The following is a 26046-nucleotide window of genomic DNA, read 5'->3' on the forward strand; positions in this document are numbered from 1 at the left end:
CGAAAGCTGCCCTTCGTTCACCTAGTGCCTGATGACCGAAAGGGAAAGGATCGGGCCTCCGCAATGGGCGTGGCTGGTGTCGCAGGAATCTGTCAGATCGGAGGCATGGCCCAGCACCAGACCATGCCGATTCTTCCCTGCAACGATATCGATGCGACCCAGGCTTTCTACGAGCGGCTGGGATTCACGGTCACCGGTGGCGATTCGGGATTTCGCATTTTAACGGACGGGCGAGGCTGGCAACTTGCATTACGACCTGCAGAGCAGGGCTGGGTGATCCCCGATCGCAACTCGGCTTCTCCAGCATCCGCGCAAAATTGGGTTCGGCTGTCCGACACGGATCAAGGCCCCGCGCTTCGTTGATCTCGCCTCAATAACAAGGAATGGTGAGCTTGGCTTCCAGCCCGTCGCGTCAATTTGTGGGTTGTCACGGGACGCTCAATGCGGGTTGCCAGGTGCGAACGGGAAGCTTCGCGCCTTGTACCACTCGAGATCGTGCCCGGGCGGGCGCACCCCTTCGGGCAGCGGCAGCTGGTTGAGCGACATCCAATAGGCGATACTGGCGTCGCGCCACCAGATCGCCTCGCGCTCCTGCACGCTCAGCAGTGCGGCCTGCTTCTTCCAGCGCCCCGCATCGATCTTGGGCTTGAGCGTATTCCACTGGCGCCGCAGGTCACCGACGGTGGCGACTCCGCGATCATAACGCCACACCAGCTCCGCCCATAGCGTGCGGCCGGTCGAGACGCGGTAGGTCCATGGCAAATGATGGAACCACAGCAGCTCCTCGAGTGGGGTCTTTTTGGGATCGGCATAGATCCGCGCGATCGACGGGGCGTATTGTGAGATGGCGTTGCTGCCGCTGCGCGTGCGGTCAAAGCCGATCCCGTTGCGGTCGGCACGATGATAATAGACGGGGTTCCATTCGGGTCGCTTGAGATCCGCGATCCACGGCCCTGGTCCATAATGGTGTCCGGTTGCGAACAAATGGGCGAGGCCGAGCGCGCCGGTATAGTCGACCACCGCCTCACGCGAAGCGATCATCATGCGGGTGACCCTATCGATCAGCGCCGGATCGTGGCCGAAGGTCTGCGCCGCCCATTCGCGCGCAACCGCCTCGGCGCCGAGCCCCGGGTCCCAGGCCATCCGCCCGAAGACATACCAGTTCGCCTGATTGAAGGTCGAGCCGGTCCAGTCGCGCGCATCGCCGATATTGGCGACGCCGGCCATCCCGGTCAGCCGCGGCCGCGCGCGCTCTCCGGTGATGACGCTCGCCACCGTCTCGCCCGCCCGCCTTCCAGTGCGCGCGTCGAGCACCTCCTCAAACAACGAGCCGAGATAGACGAGGTGGCTGGCGAAGCCGAGATATTCCTTGGTGATCTGAAATTCCATCATCAGCGGCGTTGCCGGCATGGCGCCGAAAAGGGGGTGAAATGGCTCGCGCGGCTGAAAGTCGATGGCGCCGTTCTTGACCTGAACGATAACATTATCGGCGAACTTGCCATCGAGCGGCTTGAACTCGGTATAGGCCTGTTTCGCGCGATCTTCGGGATCGGTATCGGCATAGACGAAGGCGCGCCACATCACGACGCCGCCATGCGGCTTCACCGCCGCTGCGAGCATGTTGGCGCCGTCGGCGTGGGTGGCACCGTAATCGCGCGGGCCCGGCTGGCCTTCACTGTTCGCCTTGACCAGAAAGCCGCCGAAATCGGGGATCGCACGATAGATCTCGCCAGCCTTGGCCTTCCACCAGGCGGCGACTTGCGGATCACGCGGATCGGCGCTCTTCAGCCCGCCAAGCTCGACCGGCGCCGAGAAGCGCGCCGAGAGATAGACCCTGATGCCATAGGGGCGGAACACGTCCGCCAGCGCCGCGGCTTTCGCAATGTAGAGGGGAGTAAGACTCTCCGCCTTGGCGTTGACGTTGTTGAGCACGGTGCCGTTGATGCCGATCGAGGCATTGGCACGCGCGTAATCGACATAGCGTGGATCCTTCACGTCCGGCAGGTTCCACCAGTCCCATAGTGAATGGCCGGCATAGCCGCGCTCCACCTGGCCATCCAGATTGTCCCAATGGTTGAGCAGGCGCAGCCGCACCGCTGGTGCCGAAACGAGATTGACTCGCTCGATCGAGCCGCCGCTTCCGAGATGCCGCAACAACGCGAAGGCGCCGTAGAGAATGCCGCGATCGCTGTTGCCGGTGACCAGCGTGACCATCCGGCCGCCAATCGTGACTCGACGGACGATATAGCCTTCGTCCCCGAGCGAAGTGGTGCGCAGGCGAAGCGGCGCGAGGGCCGCATCGCTGGCACGGGCGAGCACTACGGGACCTGCAACCGCCCGCAGGCCGCGGCGCAACTCGTCACGTGCGACCGCAAGCGTCGGTGAATCGCCGCGCGTCTCGACCGCAGCATCACCGGCGGAAGCATAGCGCAGCCACAGGGCATAGCCGTCATCGACTGGTGCCGCCGCGATCGGCGGTGCGCTGGCGAACAGCCCGAACAACAGGGCAATGACTCCGGCAACAGCCCGCGCCTTCATCGCATCCTCCCATGGTTCTTCCGCGGCCGTTGACAAGCCTGGTTCGGGCCATGCATGTTATCGCTATCATAAGGGCGGCTTCAACAGCAATGTCGCCTCGAAGGAGGGATGTTGCATGCGCGACGGTCGAGCTGCCACGAGTGCGCCGAGGCTGTCGCGGCGAAATCTCTTGCGCTGGAGCGGCGCGGCCTCTGCCCTGGCTTTCCTCCCCTTGCCCGCGCGCGCGGCGGCGGCGCCGCCGGTCTATCGCGATGCGCGCGCGCCGATCGACCTGCGCGTCCGCGACCTTATGTCGCGTATGACGCTGGACGAAAAGGTCGCGCAGCTCATCACCCTGTCCCGTCGCAAGCGCGAGGTGATGGATGCGGCGCTCGCCTTCGACCCCGCCAAGGCCGATGCCGCGCATCCGCATGGGATCGGCCAGATCGCTCGGCCGTCGGACCGGGGCGGTGCGGCGACCGCGGACAACAGTGCGGCCGGCGGCACCGGGCGGTGGCGCCCGCCCGCCAACACGATCGCCTTTGTCAACGCCGCGCAGAAATGGGCGCGTGAGCGCACGCGGCTCGGCATCCCGATCCTGTTCCACGAAGAGGCGCTGCATGGCTATATGGCGCCGGAGGCGACGAGCTTCCCGCAGGCGATCGCGCTCGCCGGCACGTTCGACCGCGGCCTGATGCAACGCGTGAGCGCGGTGGTCGGGCGCGAAGTGCGCGCCCACGGCACGGTGCTCGCGCTGTCGCCGGTCGTCGACATCGCGCGCGATCCGCGCTGGGGCCGGATCGAGGAGACGTTCGGCGAGGACGCCTATCTGTGCGGCGAGATGGGCGTCGCGGCAGTGCGCGGGCTGCAGGGCGACAGCGAGATTCTGGCGCCGGGCAAGGTGTTCGCCACGCTCAAGCACATGACCGGCCACGGCCAGCCCGAGAGCGGCGTCAATGTGGCGCCCGCACCGCTTGCCGAGCGGGAATTGCGCGAACGCTTCTTCCCGCCCTTTCGCAAGGTGGTGGCGCAGACCGCCATCGCCGCGGTGATGCCCTCGTACAACGAGATCGACGGCGTGCCGAGCCACGCCAATCGCTGGCTGTTGGGTGACGTGCTGCGCGGTGAATGGGGCTTCGACGGCGCGATCGTCAGCGACTATGCCGCGATCGGCGAACTGGCGACCTTCCACAAGGTGGCGCCCGATCTGGCCGGCGCAGCGCATCTGGCGCTGCTCGCCGGGGTCGATTGCGATTTGCCGGACGGGGAGGCTTATGGCGGACTCGCGGCGCAGGCGCGCGCGGGCAAGGTGCCGATGGCACTGATCGATCGGGCGTGCCGCCACATGCTGACGCTGAAATTCCGTGCCGGGCTGTTCGAGGCGGGCCCGGTCGATCCGCGCGCCGCAGCACGGCTGACTGCCAATGGCGAGGCGCTGGCGCTGGCGCGCGAGGCGGCCGAGAAGGCGATCACCCTGCTCACGAACGACGGTACGCTGCCGTTGACCCCCGGCGCGCACAAGCGCGTGGCGGTGATCGGGCCCAATGCCGCGATCGCACGTCTCGGCGGCTATTCGTCGATTCCGCGCAACCCGGTCTCGCTGCTCGAGGGCGTGCGCGCGCGGCTCGCCGGCAAGGCCGAGGTGGTGCACGCCCAGGGCGTGTTCATCACCCAGAGCGAGGATCGTAGCGCAAACGAGATTCTGCTCGCCGATCCTGCGCGCAACCGCCAGCTGATCGAGGAGGCGGCGGCGCTGGCGCGTACCACCGACGTCATCCTGCTCGCGATCGGCGATACCGAGCAGACCAGCCGCGAGGGTTATGCCAAGAACCACCTCGGCGACCGCGCCGATCTCGGCCTGGTCGGGGAGCAGAATGAGCTGTTCACTGCGATGAAGGCGACGGGCAAGCCGGTGGTGGTGGTTGCGATCAACGGTCGGCCGCCGTCCTGGCCGGCGGTGGCAGCGGGCGCCAACGCGATGCTCGAATGCTGGTACATGGGACAGGAGGGCGGACATGCCATGGCGGCCGCGCTGTTCGGTGACGTCAATCCGGGCGGCAAGCTGCCCGTGAGTGTCGCGCGACATGTCGGCCAGGTGCCGGTCTATTATGATGCGAAGCCGTCGGCGCGGCGCGGTTACCTGTTCGAATCCACCGACCCGCTGTTCCCGTTCGGCCACGGCCTCAGCTACACTCGCTTTGAACTCAGCGAGCCGCGCCTGTCAGCGCCCCGCATCGGCGTCGGCGGCAGCGTCACGGTCGAGGTGGACGTCGCCAATGTCGGCGAGCGCACCGGCGACGAGGTGATACAGCTCTATATCCGCGACCAAGTCGCGTCGGTCACGCAGCCGGTTAAGACGCTCCGCGGCTTCGAGCGCGTGAGGCTCCGGCCGGGCGAGCGGCGCACGGTGAAGCTAGAGCTTGGTCCTGACGCCTTTGGCATCTGGAACGACCAGATGAAGGAAGTGGTCGAGCCCGGCTTGTTCGACATTATGACTGGTCCCGACAGCCGGAACCTCCAGGCCGTCACGCTCGAAATCGCGTGAGGCGCGCAATGCCCCGGATCACTTCCGCCCGCGCCTCGTCCAGCGGAGCCTGGTTGATCGGATCGACGGTGCTCGGCTGCATCGCGCTTGTCTCGGCCGTTCCCGCCGCTGCGCAGGCATGTCCGTGGCGTGCGGCCTGGGCGTCGTCGCAGACGCGCCCCGATAGCGCCAATGCGCTGCCGGCCGAGGCGCTGGCGGACACGACCTTGCGCCAGATCGTGCGCAGCTCGATCGCCGGCAATCAGGTGCGCGTGCGCATCTCGAATGTGTTTGGAGACGCGCCGCTCCGCATCGCTGCCGCGACGATCGCACGCTCAGCCGGAAACGGGAGCGCACGGATCCATCCGCAGACGCTGCGGACGCTGCGGTTCGCAGACGCGCCCGGCGCGGTCGTTCCGCCGGGTAGCGACTGGTTGAGCGATCCAGTCACCCTGCCGATCGGCGCATTCGACGACCTCGTCGTCAGCATCCGCGTGATGGATGCGCGTGGCGCACAGACCGCGCATCCCGGCTCGCGCGCGACCTCCTATCATGTCCAGGGCGACATGACCGCGGCGACCGATCTTCCGGCCGCGGCCCGCATCGACCGCTGGCACATGCTCTCTGGCATCGAAGTGACGAGTTGCACGGCGCGCGGCGGCATCGTCGTGCTGGGGGACTCGATCACCGACGGCCGCGGCTCGACGACCAACGGCAATGATCGCTGGACCGATTTTCTTGCGCGGCGGCTCGGCGGACGTTTGGCCGTGATCAACCAGGGGATCGGCGGCAACCGCGTGCTGCTGGACGGACTCGGACCCAGCGCCATGGCGCGACTGGACCGAGATGTGCTGGCCCAGCCCGGCGTCGCTCATCTGATTCTGCTCGAAGGGGTAAATGACCTGGGCACGCTCGGCCGCGACAAGCCTGCGACGGACGCGCAATATCGCGCGCTCGTCACACAATTGACAGGGGCCTATGCGCAGATCGTCGCGCGTGCCCGTGCACGCGGGCTGAGGGTGCATGGCGCCACGATCCTGCCGTTCATGGGCAATGACTATTATCGTCCAACCGAAGCCGCCGAGCGGGCCCGCCAAGCCATCAACCAGTGGATCCGCACGCGTGGCAATTTCGACAGCGTGATCGACTTCGATCACGCGCTACGCGATCCCGCACGGCCCGCCTATCTTGCCCCTCAGTTCGATACGGGAGATGGGCTGCACCCCAATCCCGCTGGGTTCCGCGCGATGGCGAACGCCGTGTCGCTGACGATCTTTAAATAGCCGAACTCGCTCTCCCTGGAGCTAGAGCGGTATGAGAGTGCATTGGTGGTCTCAGTTTGTCCTGCCACATGCACTTTGCGCCTTGCGAAGCGACATGTTCGCGCTACCAACGCCGGAGCGATAATCGGGGAGAGACCAACATGACTGCCAGCTTCGATCGCCGCACTCTCCTCGTCGGTGGCCTCGCCGCCTCGGCCGCTAGCCTCGCGCCGCATGGCCAGGCCTTCGCCCAGCGCCGCCGCGTGTCTGCCAACGACAAGGTCCAGGTGGGCCTGATCGGTTGCAAGGGCATGGGCTGGGCGAATCTCACTGCGATGATGAAGGGGGCCGACGTTACTCCCGTCGCCCTCTGCGACGTGGATGCCAGGGTCCTCGCCGAGCGCGGAGCCGAGCTGCAGAAGGCCTCCGGCCGGGCGCCGCGGCTTTACGACGACTATCGCCGCATGCTCGACGACAAGTCGGTGGACGCGGTGATCATCGCGACGCCCGATCACTGGCACGCGCTCCAGCTCATCGATGCCATGTCGGCGGGCAAGGACGCCTATTGCGAAAAGCCGCTCGGCAACTCCATCGCCGAATGCCGCGCCATGGTCGCCGCCAAGCAGCGCCATAACCGCGTCGTCCAGGTCGGCCAGTGGCAGCGCAGCAACCAGCACTGGGCCGATGCCATCGCCCACGTGCATGCCGGCGGCATCGGCCGCGTGCGGAAGGTCAAGGCCTGGGCCTATATGGGCTGGATGAAGAACATCCCTCCGCAGCCGGATCAGGCGCCGCCTCCGGGGGTCGACTATGACCGCTGGCTCGGCCCTGCGCCCCTGCATTCCTTCAATCCCAACCGCTTCCACTTCAGCTGGCGCTGGTACTGGGACTATGCCGGTGGCCTTATGACCGACTGGGGCGTCCACTTGATGGACATCGCCTTGCTCGGCATGAAGGCCCAGGCGCCGAACTCCGTCAGCTCGCTGGGGGGCGCGTATGGCTATCCGGGCTCGGCCATGGAGACTCCGGACACCCAGACCGCGATCTTCGATTTCGGCAATTATTCGGTGGAGTGGGAACATGCGGTCGGCATCAGCCGCGGTCCCTTCGGCGGCGGCGACCATGGCGTGGCCTTCGTGGGCGAAACCGGCACGCTGGTGGTGGACCGCGACAAATGGTGGGTATCGCCGGAGATGCGCAACGGCCAGCCACTGACCCGGGAAATTCCTGTCACCAAGGCGTCGGACAACGGGCTTGATCGGCATATGGCGGATTTCGTCGCCTGTATGAAGAACCGCTCGCGCACGCCCGCTTGCCCGATTGAATCGGCGGCCAACACCGCCACCGTTTGTCAGATGGGCAACGTCGCCTGGCGCACCGGCCGCAAGGTCCACTGGGATGCAGCGGCGGGCCAGTTCAAGGATGACGCCGAAGCCAACGCCCTGATCACGCCCCGCTACCGCGCCCCTTACCGCCTGCCGGCGTAAGCAGGTCGGGGTCGGGCACGGGCATGACGCAGGTCAGAGCCGCCCTTGGGCGCGGCCTGGTTCTCGTCGCGAACGGCGCGGGGCTCCCTGCTCCCTAACCTAACGGGCCGCCTTCAGGTAACCGTGCATCGCCAGCCAGCGCGCGAATGCATCGAACCAGCCGGTGCTCGTGGTCTCCTTGGGGTACATGCCGAAGCCGTGCCCGCCCTGCTCATAGAGGTGGAACTCGACGGGGCGCTTTGCCGCCTTCCAGCTCTCGATCAGACCGAAGCCGCTGTTGGCAAAGAGCGGGTCGTCGGCGGCGAGCGCAACGAACAGCGGCGGCGCGTCCGCTGGCACCGTCACCGGCGAGAGCGGACCATAGATATTGGCGATGAACGCCGGCTTCGCATCCTGGCCGGCGAATGTGGTCGCCATGGTCAGCATCGCCCCCGCGGAAAAGCCGATCATGCCGATCCGGTCCGGATCGACGCGCCACTCGGCCGCGCGGCGGCGGATGAGCGCGAACGCCGCGCGCGCATCGGCGATCTGCGGCGCCAGTCGCGCTCGCGCCTGTTCGGGGTCCGTGCGAGGTGGACGGGCGGCGCCCGAGAACAACTCGCGCATCGAACGCTCGAACGCCGGCATGTCGCTCGGCGTCGGGTTGAGACGGTATTTCAGCACGAACGCCGCGACGCCGCGCGCCGCCAGCGCCCGGGCGACGTCCCAGCCCTCATTCTCCATCGACAGCGTGCGAAAGGCCCCGCCAGGCGCCACCACGACCGCGGCGCCAGTCGCTTTCGCCGGATCGGGCAGGAACGGCGTGAGCGTCGCGATCGTGACATTGCGGGCGAATTTACTGCCATATTGGCTATGCCACATCTCCCTGGCGGTCGCTCCCGGCAACGGGCCGGTTCCAAGCTCGATCGCGTCCGGCTGGGCCGGAATCTCGGTTGGCGTCATCCGATCGTCTTGCGCCGCCGCCATGCCGGTGGCCGTCAGGGTGATTGCTAGCGTCGCCGTAACCAGCCGCCCAGACCATCGCTGGATCGAACCGGCGGCTCCCACCGGGCTGCCATGATTGCGCATGCCTCTCTCCACTCTGTTTCGTCCGTCATTTGCGCGGAAACGGGATGCTTCTCTCGAGCACCCGACAATCAATCAGGGGCGAAACGGGTTGATCATCGGGATCGTGCCGTCGGCGTTGAACTTGAGCTCGGTCACCTTGACGCTGCGCAGATGGTTTTTGTTGCTGAGCTGGGTGTCGTGATAGAACAGCCACCACTTGCCGTTCCATTCGATGATCGAATGATGCGACGTCCAGCCCTGCACCGGCGCGAGGATATGGCCCTTGTAGGTGAAGGGGCCGTAGGGATTGTCGCCGATCGCATAGTTCACGAAATGCGTGTCGCCGGTCGAGTAGGTATAGTAATATTTCCCGCCGCGCTTGAAGGTCCATGATGCCTCGAAGAAGCGCCGATCGTGATCGCCGCCCTTCACCGGCTGGCCCCTCTCGTCGAGGATCACGGCGTCGCGCACCGGTTCGGCAAAGGTCTTCATGTCGGGATTCATGCGCACGACCTTGCCGGAAATGGCGGGCTGGTCGTCCTGCATCAGATCGGTGTCGGAGCCGTTGGGATCGTAGACGCCGTTCTTCCAGCGCTGAAGCTGACCGCCCCAGATGCCGCCGAAATACATGTAGCTTGTCCCGTCGTCGTCGGTGAACACCGCCGGGTCCATCGAAAAGCTTCCCGGAATATAGTTCGCCTCGGGGACGAAGGGCCCCATCGGGTTCTTGGAGGTGGCGACCCCGATGCGGAAGGCGCCTAGGCCGTTCTTGTCCTTCGATTTGTCGCGGGCGGGGAAATACAGATAATAGGTGCCGTTCTTATAGGCGGCGTCGGGCGCCCACATCTGCTGCGAGGCCCAGGGAACATCTTTCACGTCGAGCGCGACCGGGCCGATCGTCACGGGTCCGCCGATCCGGTCCATGCGCAGGACGCGATAATCGCGCATGGCGTATTGATTGCCGAGATCGTCGTCGGGAATGCCAGCATCGATATCGTGGCTGGGGTAAACATAGATCTTGCCGCCGAAGACGTGCGCGGACGGGTCCGCGGTGTAGATTTCAGTCACCAGCGGCTGCGCCAGATATTGCCGGCCGTCGGGCGCACGGGCGGTGCTGGCATTCGCTTCGGTTTCGGCGCGATTGTCGGCGCCGCCATTGCAGGCCGCCAGGCATGCGCTGAGGATCACGAGGGGGATGGGCGCACTACGCATCGATTCTCTCCTGTGTTTGACCGTTACGCCGCCGCTCAGTTCAGCTTGAGCATGACCACCGATTTCGCGGGGAGCGTCGCTGAAAGCCTCCCATCAGCGATGGTTGCCCCCTCGAACATGGCCGGCGCGACGATATTGGGCTGGTCGAAGCTGTTATGCGCATCCATCGCGCCAGCGGTAAGGATGCGCCCAGTCACCGCGGTTGCTTGCACACCACGAAGATCGACCGTGACCGGAAGCGCCCGGTTCGGATCGACATTGACAAGCGCGACATGCACCGCGCCCGCGGTGTCGCGTACTGCGGAGACGCTGATCGCGGGGATCGCGACCTCGTCCTTGTGATACCAGGGCGCCTTGAGCTCGACCGGGAGGCTCGTCGCGCCCTGCCACGGCGTGTAGAGATCGAACACCCAGTAGGTCGGGGTTTTCACCATGCGCGGACCGTCGGTCAGCAGCATCGCCTGGAGCACATTCACCATCTGGGCGATCGCCGCCATCTTCACCCGCTCGGCGTGGCGGGTGAAGATGTGGATATTGAGCGCCGCCACCATTGCGTCGCGCAGGCTGTTCTGCTGCTGCAGGAAACCCGGGTTCGACCCCGGTGCCGGATCGTACCAGGTGCCCCATTCGTCGACTGCGAGCATCACGCGCTTCTGCGGATCATATTTGTCCATGATCGCCGAATGCTTGGTGATGAACTCGTCCATCTGCAGCGTATGCTGGAGCGTCGAGGCCCATTCGCGCTCGGGGAAGCCGAGTGCCGCGCCCTTGTCCTCCCATTTCTCGTCGCGCGGCCGCGTGTAGAAATGCAGCGCCAGGCCGTCGATGTGCTTGGCCGACATCTTCATCATCGTCTCGGTCCACTCATAATTGGCGTCCGAGGGGCCGCTCGCGATCTTGAGCATCTTGCCGGTTCCGGCCTTGGCGAAGGTGATGTACCGGTTGGTGAGGTCGGCGGCATATTCGGCACGCATGTTCCCGCCGCAGCCCCATAATTCATTGCCGATGCCCAGATAGTGCACGGCCCATGGCTCGCTGCGCCCATTGGCGGCGCGTTCCTTGGCGAGCATCGTCGTGTTCGCCGGAGCGGTCATATACTCCACCCATTGCGAGGTTTCCGCAGGCGTGCCGCTGCCGATATTGGCCGAGACATAGGCCCGCGCGCCCAGCCGCTCGACCAGTCCCATGAACTCATGCGTGCCGAAGCTGTTGTCCTCGTTCACGCCGCCCCAGTTGGTGTTGATCTTGACCGGACGCCGGCTGCGCGGGCCGATCCCGTCGCGCCAGTGATACTCGTCCGCGAAGCATCCGCCGGGCCAGCGCACCATCGGCACCTTGATCGCCTTCAGCGCTTCCAGCACGTCGCGTCGATAGCCCTTGTCGTTGGGAATGGAGGAGCGTTCGCCGACCCAGATCCCGCCATAGATGCCGGTGCCGAGATGCTCGGCGAACTGTCCGAAGACGTCGGGATGAACCTGTGGTCCGGGGCGGTCGGCCTGGACCGTCGCTGTGGCCGCTTCGGCCTGCTGCGCGACAGCCGGAGCGGTCATATATGTGGCCGTCAGCAACAATGCGGCCAGCGCGGTCAAACGGTTCGAGCGGGCGGCGCCGCAGAGCTTTGTCACAATCGATGTCGTCACGATGATCCTCTCGCTGATTGCCCCTGAAGGCCGTCGTTTCATTTGGGCAGTTCCTGCGGCTTCTCGACCGTAAAGGTCGCGCTTTTGCCCGCGACAGCAGTTCCCGGCTGGCCCGATCCGACCGTCACGCGATAGTTGCCGGGCGAGACCCAGCGCACGCCATCGGGCGTCACGCTCGAGATGTCGCGGGATGACAATTCGAAGTTCAGCTTCTTCGTCTCGCCCGGCTTGAGCGAGACGCGCTGGAACCCGCGCAACGCGACACGCGGCATTCCGGGGCGCTGCGGAAAGGCGAGATAGAGCTGCGCGACCTCATCGCCCGCGCGGGCGCCGGTGTTGGTGAGATTCGTGGTGACGGTGATGCCGTTCTGAGCGCCGCCGCGCGCCGATCGCACTTCCACCGGCCCATAGCTGAAGCTGGTGTAGCTCAGGCCATGGCCGAACGAATAGACAGGGGCGCCCGTGAAATAGCGATAGGTCCGCCCCTTCATCGAATAGTCGTCGAAGGGCGGAAGATCGTCGACGCTGCGGTAGAAGGTAAGCGGCAGGCGCCCCGACGGGTTGGTCCGCCCAGTAAGGATGTTGGCCGCGGCGGTGCCGCCCGCTTCTCCGGGGTACCACGCTTCAAGCACGGCGGCGGCGTGATCCTTGCCCCATTGCAGGTTGATCGGACTGCCGTTCATCGCCACGAGGATGACTGGCTTTCCGGTCGCGCGCGCCTGTTCGAGCATGGCGAGCTGATCGCGCGGCAGGTCGAGCGAGGTCTTGTCGCCGCCGGAGAAGCCTTCGATCTTGAACGAGGTTTCCTCGGCTTCCATGTCGGAGGTGAGCCCGACCACGGCGACCAGCGTGTCGGCACCGGCGGCGGCGCGCTTGAGGTCGGCGTCCGGCGTGCTTGAGATGCGTTTCCACACCAGGTCGGAGCCACCGCCCTCGATGGTGAAGGGGTAGCGTTTGCCGGCGGCGAGCTGGAACGTCGTCAGGCTGGGGAGGTCGTTATATTTGGCCTTGCGGCGGTCCGCGATCATGCGGTCAGCGAACCGCAGCGTCCCGCCAGGACCGGTCAAACCGATGCGATAGGTGCCGGTTGCGGGTGGCACGAGGAATCCCGAAAACACCCGGCGATGGACATCGGCCACCTGCGCCAGGTCCAGCTGGCGATCACCGACATCCGGCTCGATCCGCGTTACCACCGGCGCCGCCGCATATTGGACGGTTTGCAGGAGCTTGTCGCGAGTCCCCGGCGCGAACTTCGTCGGCACCGGCGTCGCCGGGTTGTAGTAGCGCACGAGCACGCCCGGCTGTCCATCCGGGGCGCGCAGCGCCGATGTCGGCACCCGGTCGCCATCGGTCACCGATGCGCCAAAGGGGACCAGCGTCACATTGGCGTCGCCGAGCGCCGCGCGCAGCCCATCGACGATCGAGACGGGCGGTCCCGTCAGCGTCGAGGAATAGTTTCCGCGCAGCACGCGCGTCGCATCGCCGAGCGGCCCGATCACCGCGACCCTGGCACCCGGCGCCAGCGGCAATATCCCCGCGTTCTTGAGCAGCACCATCGACTTCTCGGCCGCGTGCAGCGCAAGCTGGCGATGCTTCGCCGCGCCGATCGCACCGACTGGAACGGCGGGAGGCGCGCCGGCCACGCCGGGCAGATCGCCGGTGCGATAGCGCGCGGCGAAAAGCAGGACGAGGCTCTCGTCGATCTGGCTTTCGGTCAGCAGCCCGCGAGCGAGCGCCTCGCGATAACGGTGCTCGAGCCCCGCGGTATCGGACAGGGTATTCGTGTTGCACTCATTGTCGACGCCGGAGCGAAGCGCGATGGCGACGCCAGCCGCCGCGTCAGGCGCATATTTATGGTTCTCGTCGATGTCGCGCACCGCGTCGCAATCCGAGACGACATAGCCCTTGAACCCCCAGGCCCCGCGCAGATGGTCCTTCAGCAGCAGGTCGCTCGCGCATGCCGGCTGACCATCGACGCGGTTGTACGCGCACATGATCGATCCCGCGCGCGCCTCGACGATCGCCGCGCGGAATGCGGGCAGATAGGTGTCTTCAAGATCATAGGGCGAGACGTAGAAATTGTCGTGGTGGCGCGTAGCCTCGGGCCCGCTGTGAACCGCGAAATGCTTCGGCGTGGCGATCACATGCGGGCGGTCCGGATCGGGGCCCTGCATCCCGCGGATGAAGGCCTTGCCGATCTCCGCCGTCAGGAACGGATCCTCGCCATAGGTTTCCTGCCCGCGTCCCCAGCGCGGATCGCGGAAGATGTTGATGTTGGGAGACCAGGTGTCGAGCCCGGTCCCGATCCGCCCCAACCGCCCGGTCTGCCGGGCCAGCGTATGGAAGGCGCGCACCTCCATGCTGATTACGCCGGCGACCTGTCCCACCAGCGGCGCGTCGAACGTCGCGGCCAGGCCCACGGGCTCGGGGAAGTTGGTCGTGGGGATGGGCCCCAACGCACCGTGCAGCGACTCCGTCCACCAATTATACGCCGGGATCTCCAGCCTGGGAATCGCGGGCGCCGTATTGAGGAGCTGGGGCAGCTTTTCCTCGATCGTCATCTTCGCCACGAGTTCACGCGCGAGGCGGATCGCCTCGTCCGGCTGCGCACGCTCCTCCTGCGGCGCCGAAGGCGACGGCGCGGCTTGCGCGGCGGAGAACGCCGTCGCCAAACTCAGCGATGCGAAGATCACGCGCCAAACCGCCACGCCCATATGCGTCTCCTCCCTCTCGCGGCGCCGGGGCGCCCTTTCGCGCTCAACGCGCGGTCATACCGGCTGCATGCCGTGCCGGCCGATCTTCTCGAGCAGCTCGCGATGGCGCGGCAGGCCGGCCATCAGGCGCGCGGTCTGGGTGCGGTTCTCCCGCCAGGCGCGCCGGGCGAGTTCGGCATCGGCATCGCTAGCACCCCGTTGCACCTGGGTGCGGTGCCCCATGCCGTAGAGGACATATTGATAGCTCGCCGCCGGGAAGACCTCTTCCGCACGATCGAATTCGTCGTGCAGCCACGGCGCCTGATATTTCCACAGCTCCATCAGCCCCTGGAGCCGATCGGGGATCGTTTCGGGGCGCCTGTTGTCGCGCCAGAAGTCGCTGTCGGCGCGCTGAGTCAGCGCATAATGGAGCTTTAGGAAATCGATGATCCGTCCCCATCGATAGTGTGTCGTCTCGTTGTAGCGCCGAGCGAGGAAGTCCATCACGTCGCGATTGGGTGGAAGCTGTTCGGCGATCATCTTCGCCGACAATTCGATCAGGACGATGGCCGACGCCTCAAGCGGCTCCAGGAAGCCGGCGGCCAATCCGACCGCCACGACATTCCCCTTCCAGAAGGTCTCGCGATGTCCTGAGCGGATCGGGATACGGCGGACGGTCAAACCCTCCGCCGCCGGGCCGATATAGGCGCGCAGCTCGCGTTCGGCTTCCTCCGCGCTGATGTGGCTGCTCGAGAACACATGGCCCACACCACGCCGCGTTGGCAGGCCAATGTCCCAGATCCAGCCGGCCGACTGCGCGGTCGAGATGGTGTGGCACGCGACCGGATCGTCCGGATCGTCATAGGGCACCTGAACCGCCAGCGCGGTGTCGCAGAAGAGCACGTCGTTGCATTCGCGGAACGGAACGCCCATCGCCTGGCCGATCAGGAGCGCCCGGAAGCCGGTGCAATCGACGAACAGGTCGCCCTCGACGACAGGCCCTTGCGCGGTCTCCAGCGCCGCCACGTCGCCGTTCTCCGACATGCGGACATCGGTCACATCGGCCAGGACATGGTGCACGCCCAGCGTTTCGCAGCAATGCTGCTGCAGGAAGCTCGAGAATTTCCCGGCATCGAGGTGATAGGCGTAGTTGGCGACCGCCTCATATTCCGGCGTGGCGATGGTCTTGGGCGCAAGGCCCTCCTCGCACAGCTGCCCCTGCGGCGTCACCGCGTCGCAGAAACTGCCTTCGCCATCGGCCAGCCAATGCGGCGCGAGATTCACGCGCGCGAAACTCTGGGGCAGCATGAGCGGGTGATAATAGCCGTCGTCCGGCGCACCCGTCGCCCATCGGTTGAAGCGCGCGCCCTGCTTGAACGCGGCATCGCAACGGCGAAAGAAATCCGTTTCGCGAACGCCGATCCGGCGAAGCGTGGTGCGCAGCGTTGGCCAGGTGCCCTCGCCGACGCCAATGATCGGAACATTGGGCGATTCGATGAGAGTCACGCTGAAGCCGTGAGGCCTCCGCCCCTGATGACGGGCGGCGATAACGCCGGCAGTAAGCCAGCCCGCCGTACCGCCCCCGACGATGACGATGCGCTTCACCTGCTGCATGGGACCCCAGTCGAAAAAGGGGACAGGGCGCAGATGGACCGCGCCCCGCCCATCAGGGGAGCCCTAATAGCGGAAACGCAGCCCGAGCGTGTAGCGCCGCCCGTAATCGAATACGTCCAGCATCTGGTTCGAAAAGCGCCCATGCGTGCTCTGCTGGTTATTGGTGATGTTCAACGCCTCGGCAAAGACGCTGAAATTCCTGTTGAAGTCATAGCTCGTGCTCAGATCGATCTGGAAGCTCTCGTCAACGAAGGTCGGCTCCGCACCGAACGAACCGGTATTCTGGTTCTGGCCGAACTGGAGCAGATATTCGTCACGCCAGTTGACCGCCGCGCGGATCTGAAACCCGTCCTTGTCGTAGAAGCCGACGAAGTTGGCGGAGTTGGCAAGACCCGTGACCGCGAACCCGGTCTGCGAGAGATCCTGGTCGTCATACGGCCGGTTGGTGTTGACGAAGGTGGCGTTGGCCTGGAAGCCGAAGCCCGAATCCCCGAACACATGCTGCCACGCGAATTCGATGCCGCGAACCGTGGCGTCCGGCCCGTTGACCTGCTGGGTGACCGAGAAGATCGCAGGCCGGCCGGTCGTGGGATCGATGACGCCGTTAATCTCCTGCGTGGTCACGCCGCCGATGATGAAGTTGCTGACGTTCTTGAGGAAGGCGTTGACCGAGAGATAGGAGTTCCTCTGGTAATACCATTCGGCGGCGAGATCGAAATTGTCGGCCAGATAAGGCCGCAGATTCGGGTTGCCGCCGTTGGCGGTCAGCGCGCCGATACGCTGGCCGGACCCTACGTTCAGCACCGGATTGAGCAGGTTGAGCGCTGGCCGCGTCAGCGTTCGCGAGGCGCTCAAGCGGACCAGGAACTTCGGCGTGATCTCGAGCCGGGCGTCCACGCTCGGAAGCAGATAGGAATAGCTGCTGCTGTTCTCGATCGGCTGGGTCGGTCCATAGGACACGGTGAGCAGTGTCGGGTCCGCCGTGCTGGTGGCGATCGACGTCGGCAACCGGCCCTGACCGGTCGAGCGGAGGTTCGTGGTCTCGTTGCGCACCCCTGCGTTGAAGTGGAACGGCATGCCCGCGATCTCGGTCTTGAAATTGACCCGCAGGAAAAGCGACCAGGTTCGCTCGCGCACGTTCATGACGCTTCCGGGATCGATCTGCTCATCGAAGGTGCCGGTGAACCCGTTGACCGAACCATAGTTGAACCCGGGAATGACCTGTGTCTGCGGATTTCCGAGGCTCGTCAGATAATTCTGATAGGCAACCGGGCTGAACAGGAACACCGACGGCGGCAGGCTGCCCGAATAGCCGGGAATGAAATCAGCTAGGCTGATGCTGCCCTCGTACAGGGAAGCTGGCAGCGGCGCGATGCCGGTGGTTCGTCCAGACGGCGTGCCGTAACCGGCATAGGCCTGCCAGAAATTGTTGGTGAACGTGCTCTGGTTCAGGAAGTCGAACGTATCCTGATAGAACTGACCGCCAAATTTGACGGTGAGGTCATCCTGCTCCCAGGTGCCCGCGGCGCGGAACTGCCACAATTCATCGGTATTGCGCTGGGTCTGGTTGACGGTGACGTGCGAGCCGATCAGCGCCTGGTTTGCCCAGGCTGCCGCATTGCCGGCCGGTCCGAAATTGGCGATGGACGGGAACGCATCCTTGCTGTCGCCATCGACAATAAACTGCAAGTTGGTGCCCAGCGCGCCGCCATAGCCGATATCGGCGTTGAGGCTTCCGACGTGATCGCCCGGATTGCGCCAGCTCTTGGCATAGGCGCCATCGACCTCGAAGCTCAGATTTTCCGATGCATCGATCTTGATGTTCAGGCCAGTCTGATTGGTCTTGAGAATTTCCTTGTTCAGCGCGGAGGTGAAGTCCGTCGGGCTGCCTGCCTGGGTGAAATTGACGGCCGTGCCATTTTCATCCTGCTCGACATTGCGCAGATCGGTCTGGTTGAACCAGACGCCGAACGCGTAATTCTCCGAAACGACTTCCTGGCGAGAGAAGTTGTTGTCCAGCGTGACCATGATGCCATCGGAGGGCTGCCATTGCAGCGCGAGTCGCGCATCGATCCGCTCGTCGCTTACGCGCTGCTGCTCCGCGCCATATTGCTGGGGGAACCAGCCCGGAACGGTGCGCGCGTCCGACGCGGCCACACCGGGGCCGGGATTCGCCGGGGCGCAGGTCGGGGCTGTGCTTCCCGCAAGCTGGCACGGTGCGAAATTGCCGCCCGGCCAACCGTTGACGAAGACCCGGTTGGTGTCCGTGTCGCGCCGCGTATAGATGACGTTGGCCAGCACGCCGAACTTGTCGTTGAACGTGTTGCTGACGAGAAGCCCCGCCGTGGGAACGATCTTCCCGGCGCGGTCCTGGATCGAGCCGGAGGCCGTGGCCGCGACGCGGAAGCCGGGCCGATCGAACGGCTTCGGAAACTGGATATCGACCGTCGCGCCGATCGCGCTTGCGGAAAGCGACACGTCCGGCGTCTTCAGAACGCTCAGCTGACCGATGAAATCGACACCGACCGTACTGAAGTCGATCTGGCGCCCGCCGGTCGCGGTCGAGATGCGCCGCCCGTCATACAGGGTGGTATTGAAGTCGCCGCCGAAACCGCGAACCGTAATGCCGGTCGGCTCGCCGCGCGCACCGCTACGTTGGATCGACACGCCCGGAAGGCGCTGGAGCGAGGCCGCGACGTTCGAATCGGGGAACTTGCCGATATCCTCGGCCGAGATCACGTCGACCACGCCGGGCGACGTCCGCTTGACGTCCAGGTTGCGCTGCAGCGAGCCGCGCAAGCCGGTGATGACGATCTCGTCGGTCTGGGTTTGTCTGGCTCGGTCGTCCGCCGGGGCGGGATCGGCTTCCTGGACCGTGGCCGAAGGCGTTGTGGATCCTCCCGCCAGGGGCTGAGTCGCTGGACCGGTGGAGGCATCGCCGCCGTCCCGCGCTACGGCCGGAGCCGCCCATGCCAGCGCCATGGCGCTCGTCGCACAGCCCAATGAAAGAATGTTAGCGCTAACAATCGAGCTGGTTCGTGCAGGCTTAGCCTTTAACATGCCCCTTCTCCTCTCCCGGCCGCCCCTTATGTCGAGTTGGGCTGACCTTATCCCCAACGCGCTTGCGTGAGCCCTGCAGTGTTCCATCGGAGGATGGACAATTCGGGCCTGTGCCGTCAGGTTAGCGCTACCATACCCTAATCAGTAACAAACGCAAGCTTTTGTCGGAGTATCTGATTTCATGTAATCTGCCGCTGTGGAACGTGGTGAAAATGGGGATAAGTGAATGGGAAATCTGGAGTTTCTGGACCCCCAAGCCCATGCGAACCTCCGTCTGGACACGCGCAACGCCGCAAATCGAAACTTTGTGCAGATCGTGGCATGCGAGTTCCTGCCGGCCATGCACGACTACCCGATTCTGTTCACGAAGAATCCCGGGTCCGGCGCCTTTTATGCGGGTGCGGTCATGGGGTTGGAGCCCGGACAGAATCTCCTCGCGAATGACGGCCTCCTCCTTGGCTATCGCCCCGCTGATCTCGTGCGGCAGGGCTTTTTCCTCTCGGACGGGAAGATCGCGATCGATCCAGACGAGCTCGTCTTCGCTGCCGATGGGGAGCCGCTTTTCGATGCCGCCGGACAACCGAGCGAGACGCTCAAGCGGGTTCAGCAGGCGATGCACACACTGCATCACGGGCTGCCCGAGACCAGCGCGATCATCGATCGCTTCCTTGCCCATCGCTTGATCGAGCCGATCGACATCACGCTCGATTTCGACGACGGCGGCAGGCTGCGGCTGGAGGGGCTTTACTCCGTCAGTCTCGATTCGTTGCACGCGTTGCCGGACGACGTTGCTCTCGATCTTTTCCGGCGAGGCGATCTTCAGATCGCCTATGCGCAAGCGGCATCAATCCAACATATTCGGCGCTTGGCGCGCATGCGTAACGATCGCCTGTTCGCCGGCCTCACATGACCGTCGCGCTGCCCATAGCCGACGCGGATGGACTTACCGACTACGCGGCGTTCCGCGCCCGTATCATGGCTCCCGGCCGGCCCGTCCTACTGCCAGGCGCGGCGAGATCCTGGCCACTGCTGTCCGGAACCGGCGCGAACGGCGTGATCGAGATGCTCAACCGCTTCGATGCGGGAAGCGAGGCCGAAATCTTCGTCGGCAAGGCCGAGATCGAAGGACGTTATGATTACGCCCCCGCGCTCGCCGGGTTCAACTTCACCCGCGAGAATGTCGCCGTCGCCAAGGGCCTGCGGCGTATCGCCGATAGGGCCGGTGGGGACGACGGCGAGACGATCTATATGGGCTCGTTGCGGTCGGAACGACATTTTCCGGGCATCGAGGCATTCACCCGCCTCCCCTTCGTCCCTGACACGGTGAAGCCGCGATTCTGGATCGGGCACGCCTCACGCGTCGCCTGTCACTACGACACGATGGATAATGTGGCGTGCGTCGCGGCCGGCAGGCGTCGGTTTACCCTCTACCCGCCCGAAGCGATCGCCGATCTCTATGTCGGTCCAATCGATCGCACCATAGCGGGCCAACCCATTAGCCTGTCCGCCGCCAGCGCGCCGGGCGACCCGCGCTTTCCCCGCTTCGAAGCGATACGCGATTCCGCCTTGGTGTCGGAACTCGAGGCGGGCGATGCGATCTATATTCCCAAGCTCTGGTGGCATCAGGTCGAGGCGCTGGATGATCTCAATGTCTTGGTCAATTTCTGGTGGGACGGATTCGCCGCCGGCTCCGATCCCCCCTATGCGGCGATGCTGCTCGCGATGATCACCCTAGCCGAACGACCAGCGAGTGAACGCGCGGCCTGGCGCGCCTGGTTCGATCATTATGTGTTCCGGCTTCATGGGCATCCACTCGCCTTTCTTCAGGAGGAGCAGCGCGGCATTCTCGGCCCATTGGCTGGTGGGAACTATCAGCGCATTCGGATGATCGTCATGCGCCTGCTGCGGGGCGGCTGATTAAGCGTCCGCAGCATCGGCCTCATGCTCGAGGTTTTACGGTCGGCTCATCTGCGCCGTTCCTTCACCGCCACTTAGCTTCAGACGCAGAGAACCAGCTCGCTCGCTACGGCGTCAGCTGTTGTGACCGGGTCTCAACCGAGCGCGATCCGGTCCAGGGACCCGGCTACGATGGCCACCTGGGTACGGCTGCGGACCTTCAGCTTGCGCATAAGCGCCGTCATGTGCGCCTTGACGGTGGACTCGGCGATGCCGAGCTCGAACGCGATCTGCTTGTTCATCAGGCCCGAGTGCACGCCCTGAAGAACCTTGAGCTGCGTGGGAGTGAGTTTGGCCGGGAAATCGGGGGCGGCCCCGTTGCAATCATAGCCAAGGCCGGCTTGCGCGAAATGCATGCTCATCGATCATCCTCCTCTCGCGGACGGATAGCTGATCTGACGCCAGCACCAATTGCCGCAACCGAAGCTTTAGGAGGATTGGTCCGACAGATTCAAGTGCATATTTGGACTTATGACCAGGAATATCGGAGTTGAGACGCGTTTTCGGCACAATCTGTCGGACAGATTGTGCCAGGCCCTTCCGATTGCCCTTGCTCCGGAACGGCGTCCATAGGATAGGTGCGCGATAAAGGAGGGGCGACCCATGAGCCACGCAAGGTTGGCCGATCGCGCCTATGCGGGCATCGTCGAGCTTATCAATTCGCAGTCGCTGCAGGTCGGCGACCGGCTCCCGTCCGAATCGGGTCTGGCCGAAATGCTGGGCGTGTCGCGCACCATCGTGCGGGAGGCGCTGGCGCGGCTGACATCCGACGGCTTCACCGAGACGCGACGCGGTGCGGGCTCGTACGTCAAGAGCCGCCCTTCAGACCGCCTTGCGGCCTTTATGCCCTGGGCGGAGATGCCGACCACCATGGGCAGCTACGAGGTGCGGCTGGTGCTGGAGGCGGAGGCGGCCCGACTTGCAGCCCAGCGCCGTTCCAGCGAAGCGATGGCCGAGATCGAGCAGGCGCTGGAAAATCTGCGCGGGGCGTTGCTGTCGAGTGCGCCGGCCCATGAGGAGGACCTCGCCTTTCACCGTTGCGTCGCCGAGGCAACCGCGAACGATGCCTTCGTCGCCGCCTTCAATGCGCTGGAGAATGATATCGACAGGATCATGCGGGCGGGCGTCGACATCTCCCGGTCGCGCGCGCCCGAGGTGATCGAAACCATGATGCGGGAGCATGAGACGATCGTCGAGGCAATCCGCGTGCAGGATCCAGAAGGTGCAGCGCTCGCCATGCGCTGGCACCTTTGGGAGGGACGCAAGCGGCTTATGCCCTGACCTGCAGACTCGTCAGTCGCTCGACCGCCATTCGACACAGCGCCTCGGGCGAGGCGTTGCTGAGCAGGACGAGGACGGGCTCGTCCGCCGATGGCCGCTCGAGCGTCGCGAACTGACTGTCGAGCAGGCTGGCCGGCATGAATTCGTGCGTCCGCGCCGCCAAGCGCCGCAGGATCTCCTCGCGGCTATTGTCGAGCAGCACGAAATGGGTCCGCACGGGAATCGCGGCCCGCATCCGGTCGCGATAGGCGCGGCGGAGCGCCGAGCAGGCGACCACGATCGTTCCTTCGCTCGCCGCCGCGCTCGCGACCGCCTCGCCGATCCGGTCGAGCCAGGGCCATCTGTCCTCGTCGGTGAGCGGGTCGCCGCGGCGCATCTTCTCGATCGCAGCGGCGTCGTGAAACATGTCGCCTTCGAGAAAGCGGCAGCCCAGTCGCTCGGCCAGCAATGCGCCGACCGTCGACTTGCCACACCCGCTGACCCCTATGACGATCACCGCCATCGGCGCGCTGCCGCTTTGATTGGCGTTCTTCCGCAAGGTCGTCGCCTCTGCCCAGATCGGCGGAATTTCGCCACTGACAACGCTGCAATAGCGGCTCCTCGACGCTTGGAAATACGACCTTGGTAGCAGGTGACCTTAGTCCCCTTGCGCCGTAACGATCTGCTGAGTTGGGCGAATCGGCCCTCGCGAAAGGATGGGTCGGCCTATGCGTGCGCTTCTCCTGGCGGTGTTCCTTCTGTTGATTGCGGGGCCGAGCCTGGCCCAATCCCGATCGGTCTATCCGACTGCCCCGGACGAGCCGCGCGCGGTGACGGTCAAGGGCCGGGGTGACGGGCGCACCGACGACACGGCTGCCATCCAGAAGGCGCTCGACACGGCGCGCGACCAGAGCGGTCACGGCATCGTCTTCCTTCCCTCCGGCCGCTACCGCCTGACCCGGACCGTGGTGGTGCCGCCGGGCGTTCGCATCTACGGCGTCGGTGCCACGCGCCCCGTGCTCGTGCTCGCGCCCAATACGCCCGGCTTCCAGAAGGGCGTGTCGACGATGGTCGTGTTCGGCGGCAATCCGCAATATCAGCCGGGCAAGCCGCCCGTTCCGGTACCCACGATGGTGCCGCGGGATCGCGAGCAGCGCGATGCGCATTCGGGCACCTTCTATTCCGCCATGGCCAACATCGACGTGGAGATCGGCGCCGGTAATCCGGCCGCGGCCGCGATCCGCTTCCGCATGGCCCAGCACGCCTTCCTCAATCACATGGACTTCCGCATCGGGTCGGGCTTCGCCGGCGTCTACCAGGCCGGCAACATGATGAAGGACGTGCATTTCCATGGCGGCCGCTATGGCATCGTCACGGAAAAGACGTCGCCCGCCTGGCAGTTCACCCTGGTCGACGCCACGTTCGACGGGCAGCGCGACGCCGCCATCCGCGAGCATGAGGCGCGGCTCACCATGGCCAATGTCTCCATCCGCAACACCCCCGTCGGGATCGAGATCGACCGCGGCTATTCCGACTCGCTGTGGGGCAAGAACATCCGGTTCGAGAATGTCAGCCGGGCGGGCGTGATCATCTCCAACGAGGAGCGGGTGTTCACCCAGATCGGCTTCGAGGGCGCGGTGGCGAGCAACACGCCGACCTTTGCGCGCTTCCGGGACAGCGGCAAGACGGTGCCCGGCAAGGGGCGCAGCTACGAAGTCGCTTCGTTCAGCTATGGCCTGCACCTGCCTGGTCAGGGCCGGTTCGGGGAATACAAGACCGAGGTGGAGATCAGGCCGATCGCGGCGCTCCCCGCGCAGGCGCGGGTCATCCGCGACACGCCGCCCATGCGTGAATGGGTCAACGTCAAGACGCAGGGCGTCCGGGGAGATTGGGAGACGGACGACACGGCCGCGATCCAGCGCGCCATCGACACCCACCGCGTGCTTTATTTCCCGATTGGCCACTACCGGGTGACGGATACCCTCAAGCTGCGGCCCGACACCGTGCTGGTGGGCCTGCATCCGGCGATTACCCAACTCTCCATCCCGGAGGACAATCCGCGCCACGCCGGAGTGGGAACGGTCGTTCCGATCATCGAAAGCCCGCGGGGCGGCGACAATATCCTGAATGGCATCGGTCTGTTCACCGGCCGAATCAATCCGCGCGCGTCGGCTTTGCTGTGGCGCTCCGGCGCGACCAGCCTGGTGGAGGACGTGAAGATCGCGGGCGGCGGCGGCACCGTCACGCCCGACGGTAAGCCGCTCTATTACCGGTCGACGCGGGGCGGGGATCCGATCCTCGACGACCGGCTGGATGGACAATATCCCAGCATCTGGGTGACGGACGGAGGCGGCGGCACCTTTGCGGACGTGTGGAGCCCGCAGAATTTCGCCTCCGCCGGCTTCTACATCAGCGACACGAGCACGCCCGGGCGCATCTACGAAGTGTCGGTGGAGCACCATGCCCGCAACGAGTTCGTGCTCGACAATGTGCAGAACTGGGAATTCTATGCGCCGCAGACGGAGCAGGAGGTGAGCGACGGGCCCAACGCCATCGGGCTCCAGATCAGCAATTCGAAGAACCTGCTCTTCGCCAATTACCATGCCTATCGCGTCACCCGGACCTACCATCCGGCGCGCAGCGCGATCAAAATCTACAATTCGACCGATATCCGTTTCCACAATCTGCACAGCAATGCCGAAAGCGGCGCGGCGCTGTGCAGCGACGACGCCTGCGGCACCTATCTTCGCGCGAGCAAGTTCCCGTTCGAGAATGCGATCGAGGATGTGACCAACGGCATCTTCACGCGCGAGCGCGAATTCGCCAAGTTGCATATCAAGGGCGAACAGGAGAGGCCGGCGGATTCCCAACTGCCCGGCGCCGGCGCACTCAGGAAGATCGCCGACGGCTTCTTTTCCATCTCGGGCGCGAGCGTGGCGGCGGATGGGACGCTCTACTTCATCGATCGCCGCTTCCAGCGCATCCACCGCTGGACGCAGGCGCGCGGGCTGGAGGTGATCCGCGATCACCCGCTCGACCCCGTCAATCTCGCGGTCGACCGGTCGGGCCACCTCATGGTCGTATCCGGCCAAGGCAAATATGCGACTGTCTATTCGTTCGACCCCGACGGGCCGAAGGATCGCCTTACGGTGATCGAGCCGACGCCAGCGCGAACGGGTGGGGACGCCAAGGTCGCGTTGCCGGCAAATTGGTGGAACAACGGCGAGTTCCGCGACCAGCTGAACCACGACACCTACGAATTCACCACGCTTGCGGAGATGTTCGCGCGCGATGTCGGAACGCCGAAGGCGAATGAATATGTCTCGCCCGACGACAGCCTGGTCCTGCCCGCCTTTCCGGTGTGGCAGCAGGGTCCGATCGACCGGATCGGCTGGCGCTGGACGGACAGCCTCAACACGACGGGGCTGCTCCAGGCCAGGAAGGGCGAGCGCGTGTTCGTGTCCAACAGCTCGGAGAATGTGACCTATAGCGGCGTGGTAGGCGACGGCGGCACGCTCACCGATCTCCGCCTCTTCGCCAATCGCGGCGGCGAAAGTGTCGCGGCGGACCGGCGCGGACGCGTCTTCGTCGCGAACGGGCAGGTGTTCGTCTTTGCGCCCGATGGCCGTCCGGTCGGCCGAATCGACGTGCCGGAGCGGCCGTTGCAACTGGTCTTCGGCGGCGAGGGCGGCCGCACGCTCTTCATTCTCACGCACCGCAGCCTGTACGCGGTACAGCCCTGAACGCCGCGCTTCGACTTTGGTCGTAGATGTA

General features: G+C 65.2%; 17 protein-coding genes. 8 read left to right on the top strand and 9 right to left on the bottom strand.

Annotated features, from left to right (window positions below; genetic code table 11):
* The first annotated feature begins 105 nt into the window (after positions 1–105).
* Positions 106–363: a VOC family protein gene (locus OK349_RS09985; RefSeq protein WP_265117665.1), complete on the top strand. Its 258-nt coding sequence runs from the start codon at positions 106–108 to the stop codon at positions 361–363.
* A gap of 75 nt (positions 364–438) precedes the next feature.
* Here OK349_RS09985 and OK349_RS09990 read toward each other — a convergent pair whose 3' ends face one another.
* Positions 439–2538 carry an alpha-glucuronidase family glycosyl hydrolase gene (locus OK349_RS09990; RefSeq protein ID WP_265117666.1) on the bottom strand — a complete coding sequence of 700 codons (2100 nt, stop codon included), beginning with the start codon at positions 2536–2538 and terminating at the stop codon, positions 439–441.
* Positions 2539–2653: 115 nt separating this feature from the next.
* Here OK349_RS09990 and OK349_RS09995 point away from each other — a divergent pair, with 115 nt between their 5' ends.
* The 3 genes from OK349_RS09995 (at position 2654) to OK349_RS10005 (ending at position 7790) form a co-directional block, all read left to right on the top strand.
* A complete protein-coding gene (locus tag OK349_RS09995) occupies positions 2654–5062 on the top strand; it encodes a glycoside hydrolase family 3 N-terminal domain-containing protein (protein ID WP_265117667.1) in 2409 nt (802 codons plus the stop codon).
* Positions 5063–5130: 68 nt separating this feature from the next.
* The gene (locus tag OK349_RS10000) at positions 5131–6324 is read left to right on the top strand and encodes an SGNH/GDSL hydrolase family protein (RefSeq protein WP_265117668.1); all 1194 of its coding nucleotides are present in this window, start codon (positions 5131–5133) and stop codon (positions 6322–6324) included.
* A gap of 140 nt (positions 6325–6464) precedes the next feature.
* Positions 6465–7790: a Gfo/Idh/MocA family protein gene (locus tag OK349_RS10005; protein ID WP_265117669.1), complete on the top strand. Its 1326-nt coding sequence runs from the start codon at positions 6465–6467 to the stop codon at positions 7788–7790.
* A 99-nt stretch (positions 7791–7889) separates the two neighbouring features.
* Here OK349_RS10005 and OK349_RS10010 read toward each other — a convergent pair whose 3' ends face one another.
* The 6 genes from OK349_RS10010 to OK349_RS10035 all read right to left on the bottom strand — a co-directional run bounded on the left by OK349_RS10010 (position 7890) and on the right by OK349_RS10035 (position 19143).
* Positions 7890–8858 (bottom strand): alpha/beta hydrolase, encoded by a 969-nt coding sequence (locus OK349_RS10010; protein WP_372340546.1) that lies wholly within the window; start codon positions 8856–8858, stop codon positions 7890–7892.
* A gap of 72 nt (positions 8859–8930) precedes the next feature.
* Complete coding sequence (locus OK349_RS10015) at positions 8931–10049, bottom strand: glycoside hydrolase family 43 protein (RefSeq protein WP_265117670.1); 1119 nt, start codon at positions 10047–10049, stop codon at positions 8931–8933.
* A gap of 35 nt (positions 10050–10084) precedes the next feature.
* A complete protein-coding gene (locus tag OK349_RS10020) occupies positions 10085–11599 on the bottom strand; it encodes an alpha-N-arabinofuranosidase (protein WP_265117671.1) in 1515 nt (504 codons plus the stop codon).
* 128 nt (positions 11600–11727) lie between these two features.
* Entirely contained in the window at positions 11728–14403 is a 2676-nt protein-coding gene (locus OK349_RS10025) for a glycoside hydrolase family 3 C-terminal domain-containing protein (protein ID WP_265117672.1), read from the bottom strand.
* A 54-nt stretch (positions 14404–14457) separates the two neighbouring features.
* Positions 14458–15996, bottom strand: coding sequence for a tryptophan halogenase family protein (locus tag OK349_RS10030; protein WP_265117673.1), 1539 nt, complete (start codon positions 15994–15996; stop codon positions 14458–14460).
* Between the two features lie 63 nt (positions 15997–16059).
* The gene (locus OK349_RS10035) at positions 16060–19143 is read right to left on the bottom strand and encodes a TonB-dependent receptor (RefSeq protein WP_265117674.1); all 3084 of its coding nucleotides are present in this window, start codon (positions 19141–19143) and stop codon (positions 16060–16062) included.
* A gap of 139 nt (positions 19144–19282) precedes the next feature.
* On the opposite strand from OK349_RS10035, the gene OK349_RS10040 reads away from it, so the two are divergent.
* On the top strand, positions 19283–19966 hold the full coding sequence (locus OK349_RS10040) for a SapC family protein (RefSeq protein WP_265117675.1): 684 nt from the start codon (positions 19283–19285) through the stop codon (positions 19964–19966).
* On the top strand, positions 19963–20973 hold the full coding sequence (locus OK349_RS10045) for a cupin-like domain-containing protein (RefSeq protein WP_265117676.1): 1011 nt from the start codon (positions 19963–19965) through the stop codon (positions 20971–20973). The genes OK349_RS10040 and OK349_RS10045 overlap by 4 nt, the downstream gene beginning before the upstream one ends.
* Before the next feature lie 134 nt (positions 20974–21107).
* Here the strand turns inward: OK349_RS10045 and OK349_RS10050 are convergent, their stop codons facing one another.
* Positions 21108–21368, bottom strand: a complete 261-nt coding sequence (locus tag OK349_RS10050) for a helix-turn-helix domain-containing protein (RefSeq protein ID WP_265118575.1) — start codon at positions 21366–21368, stop codon at positions 21108–21110.
* A gap of 247 nt (positions 21369–21615) precedes the next feature.
* Here OK349_RS10050 and OK349_RS10055 point away from each other — a divergent pair, with 247 nt between their 5' ends.
* Positions 21616–22293, top strand: a complete 678-nt coding sequence (locus tag OK349_RS10055) for a FadR/GntR family transcriptional regulator (protein WP_265117677.1) — start codon at positions 21616–21618, stop codon at positions 22291–22293.
* On the opposite strand, the gene OK349_RS10060 is transcribed toward OK349_RS10055, so the two are convergent.
* On the bottom strand, positions 22283–22795 hold the full coding sequence (locus tag OK349_RS10060; RefSeq protein WP_265118576.1) for a gluconokinase: 513 nt from the start codon (positions 22793–22795) through the stop codon (positions 22283–22285). The genes OK349_RS10055 and OK349_RS10060 overlap by 11 nt on opposite strands.
* 205 nt (positions 22796–23000) lie before the next feature.
* Between OK349_RS10060 and OK349_RS10065 the strand changes: the two genes are divergently transcribed.
* A complete protein-coding gene (locus OK349_RS10065) occupies positions 23001–26015 on the top strand; it encodes a glycosyl hydrolase family 28-related protein (protein WP_265117678.1) in 3015 nt (1004 codons plus the stop codon).
* The last annotated feature ends 31 nt before the right edge of the window (positions 26016–26046 follow it).

The sequence above is a fragment of the Sphingomonas sp. BT-65 genome (assembly GCF_026107375.2).
Taxonomy (GTDB): Bacteria; Pseudomonadota; Alphaproteobacteria; order Sphingomonadales; family Sphingomonadaceae; genus Sphingomonas.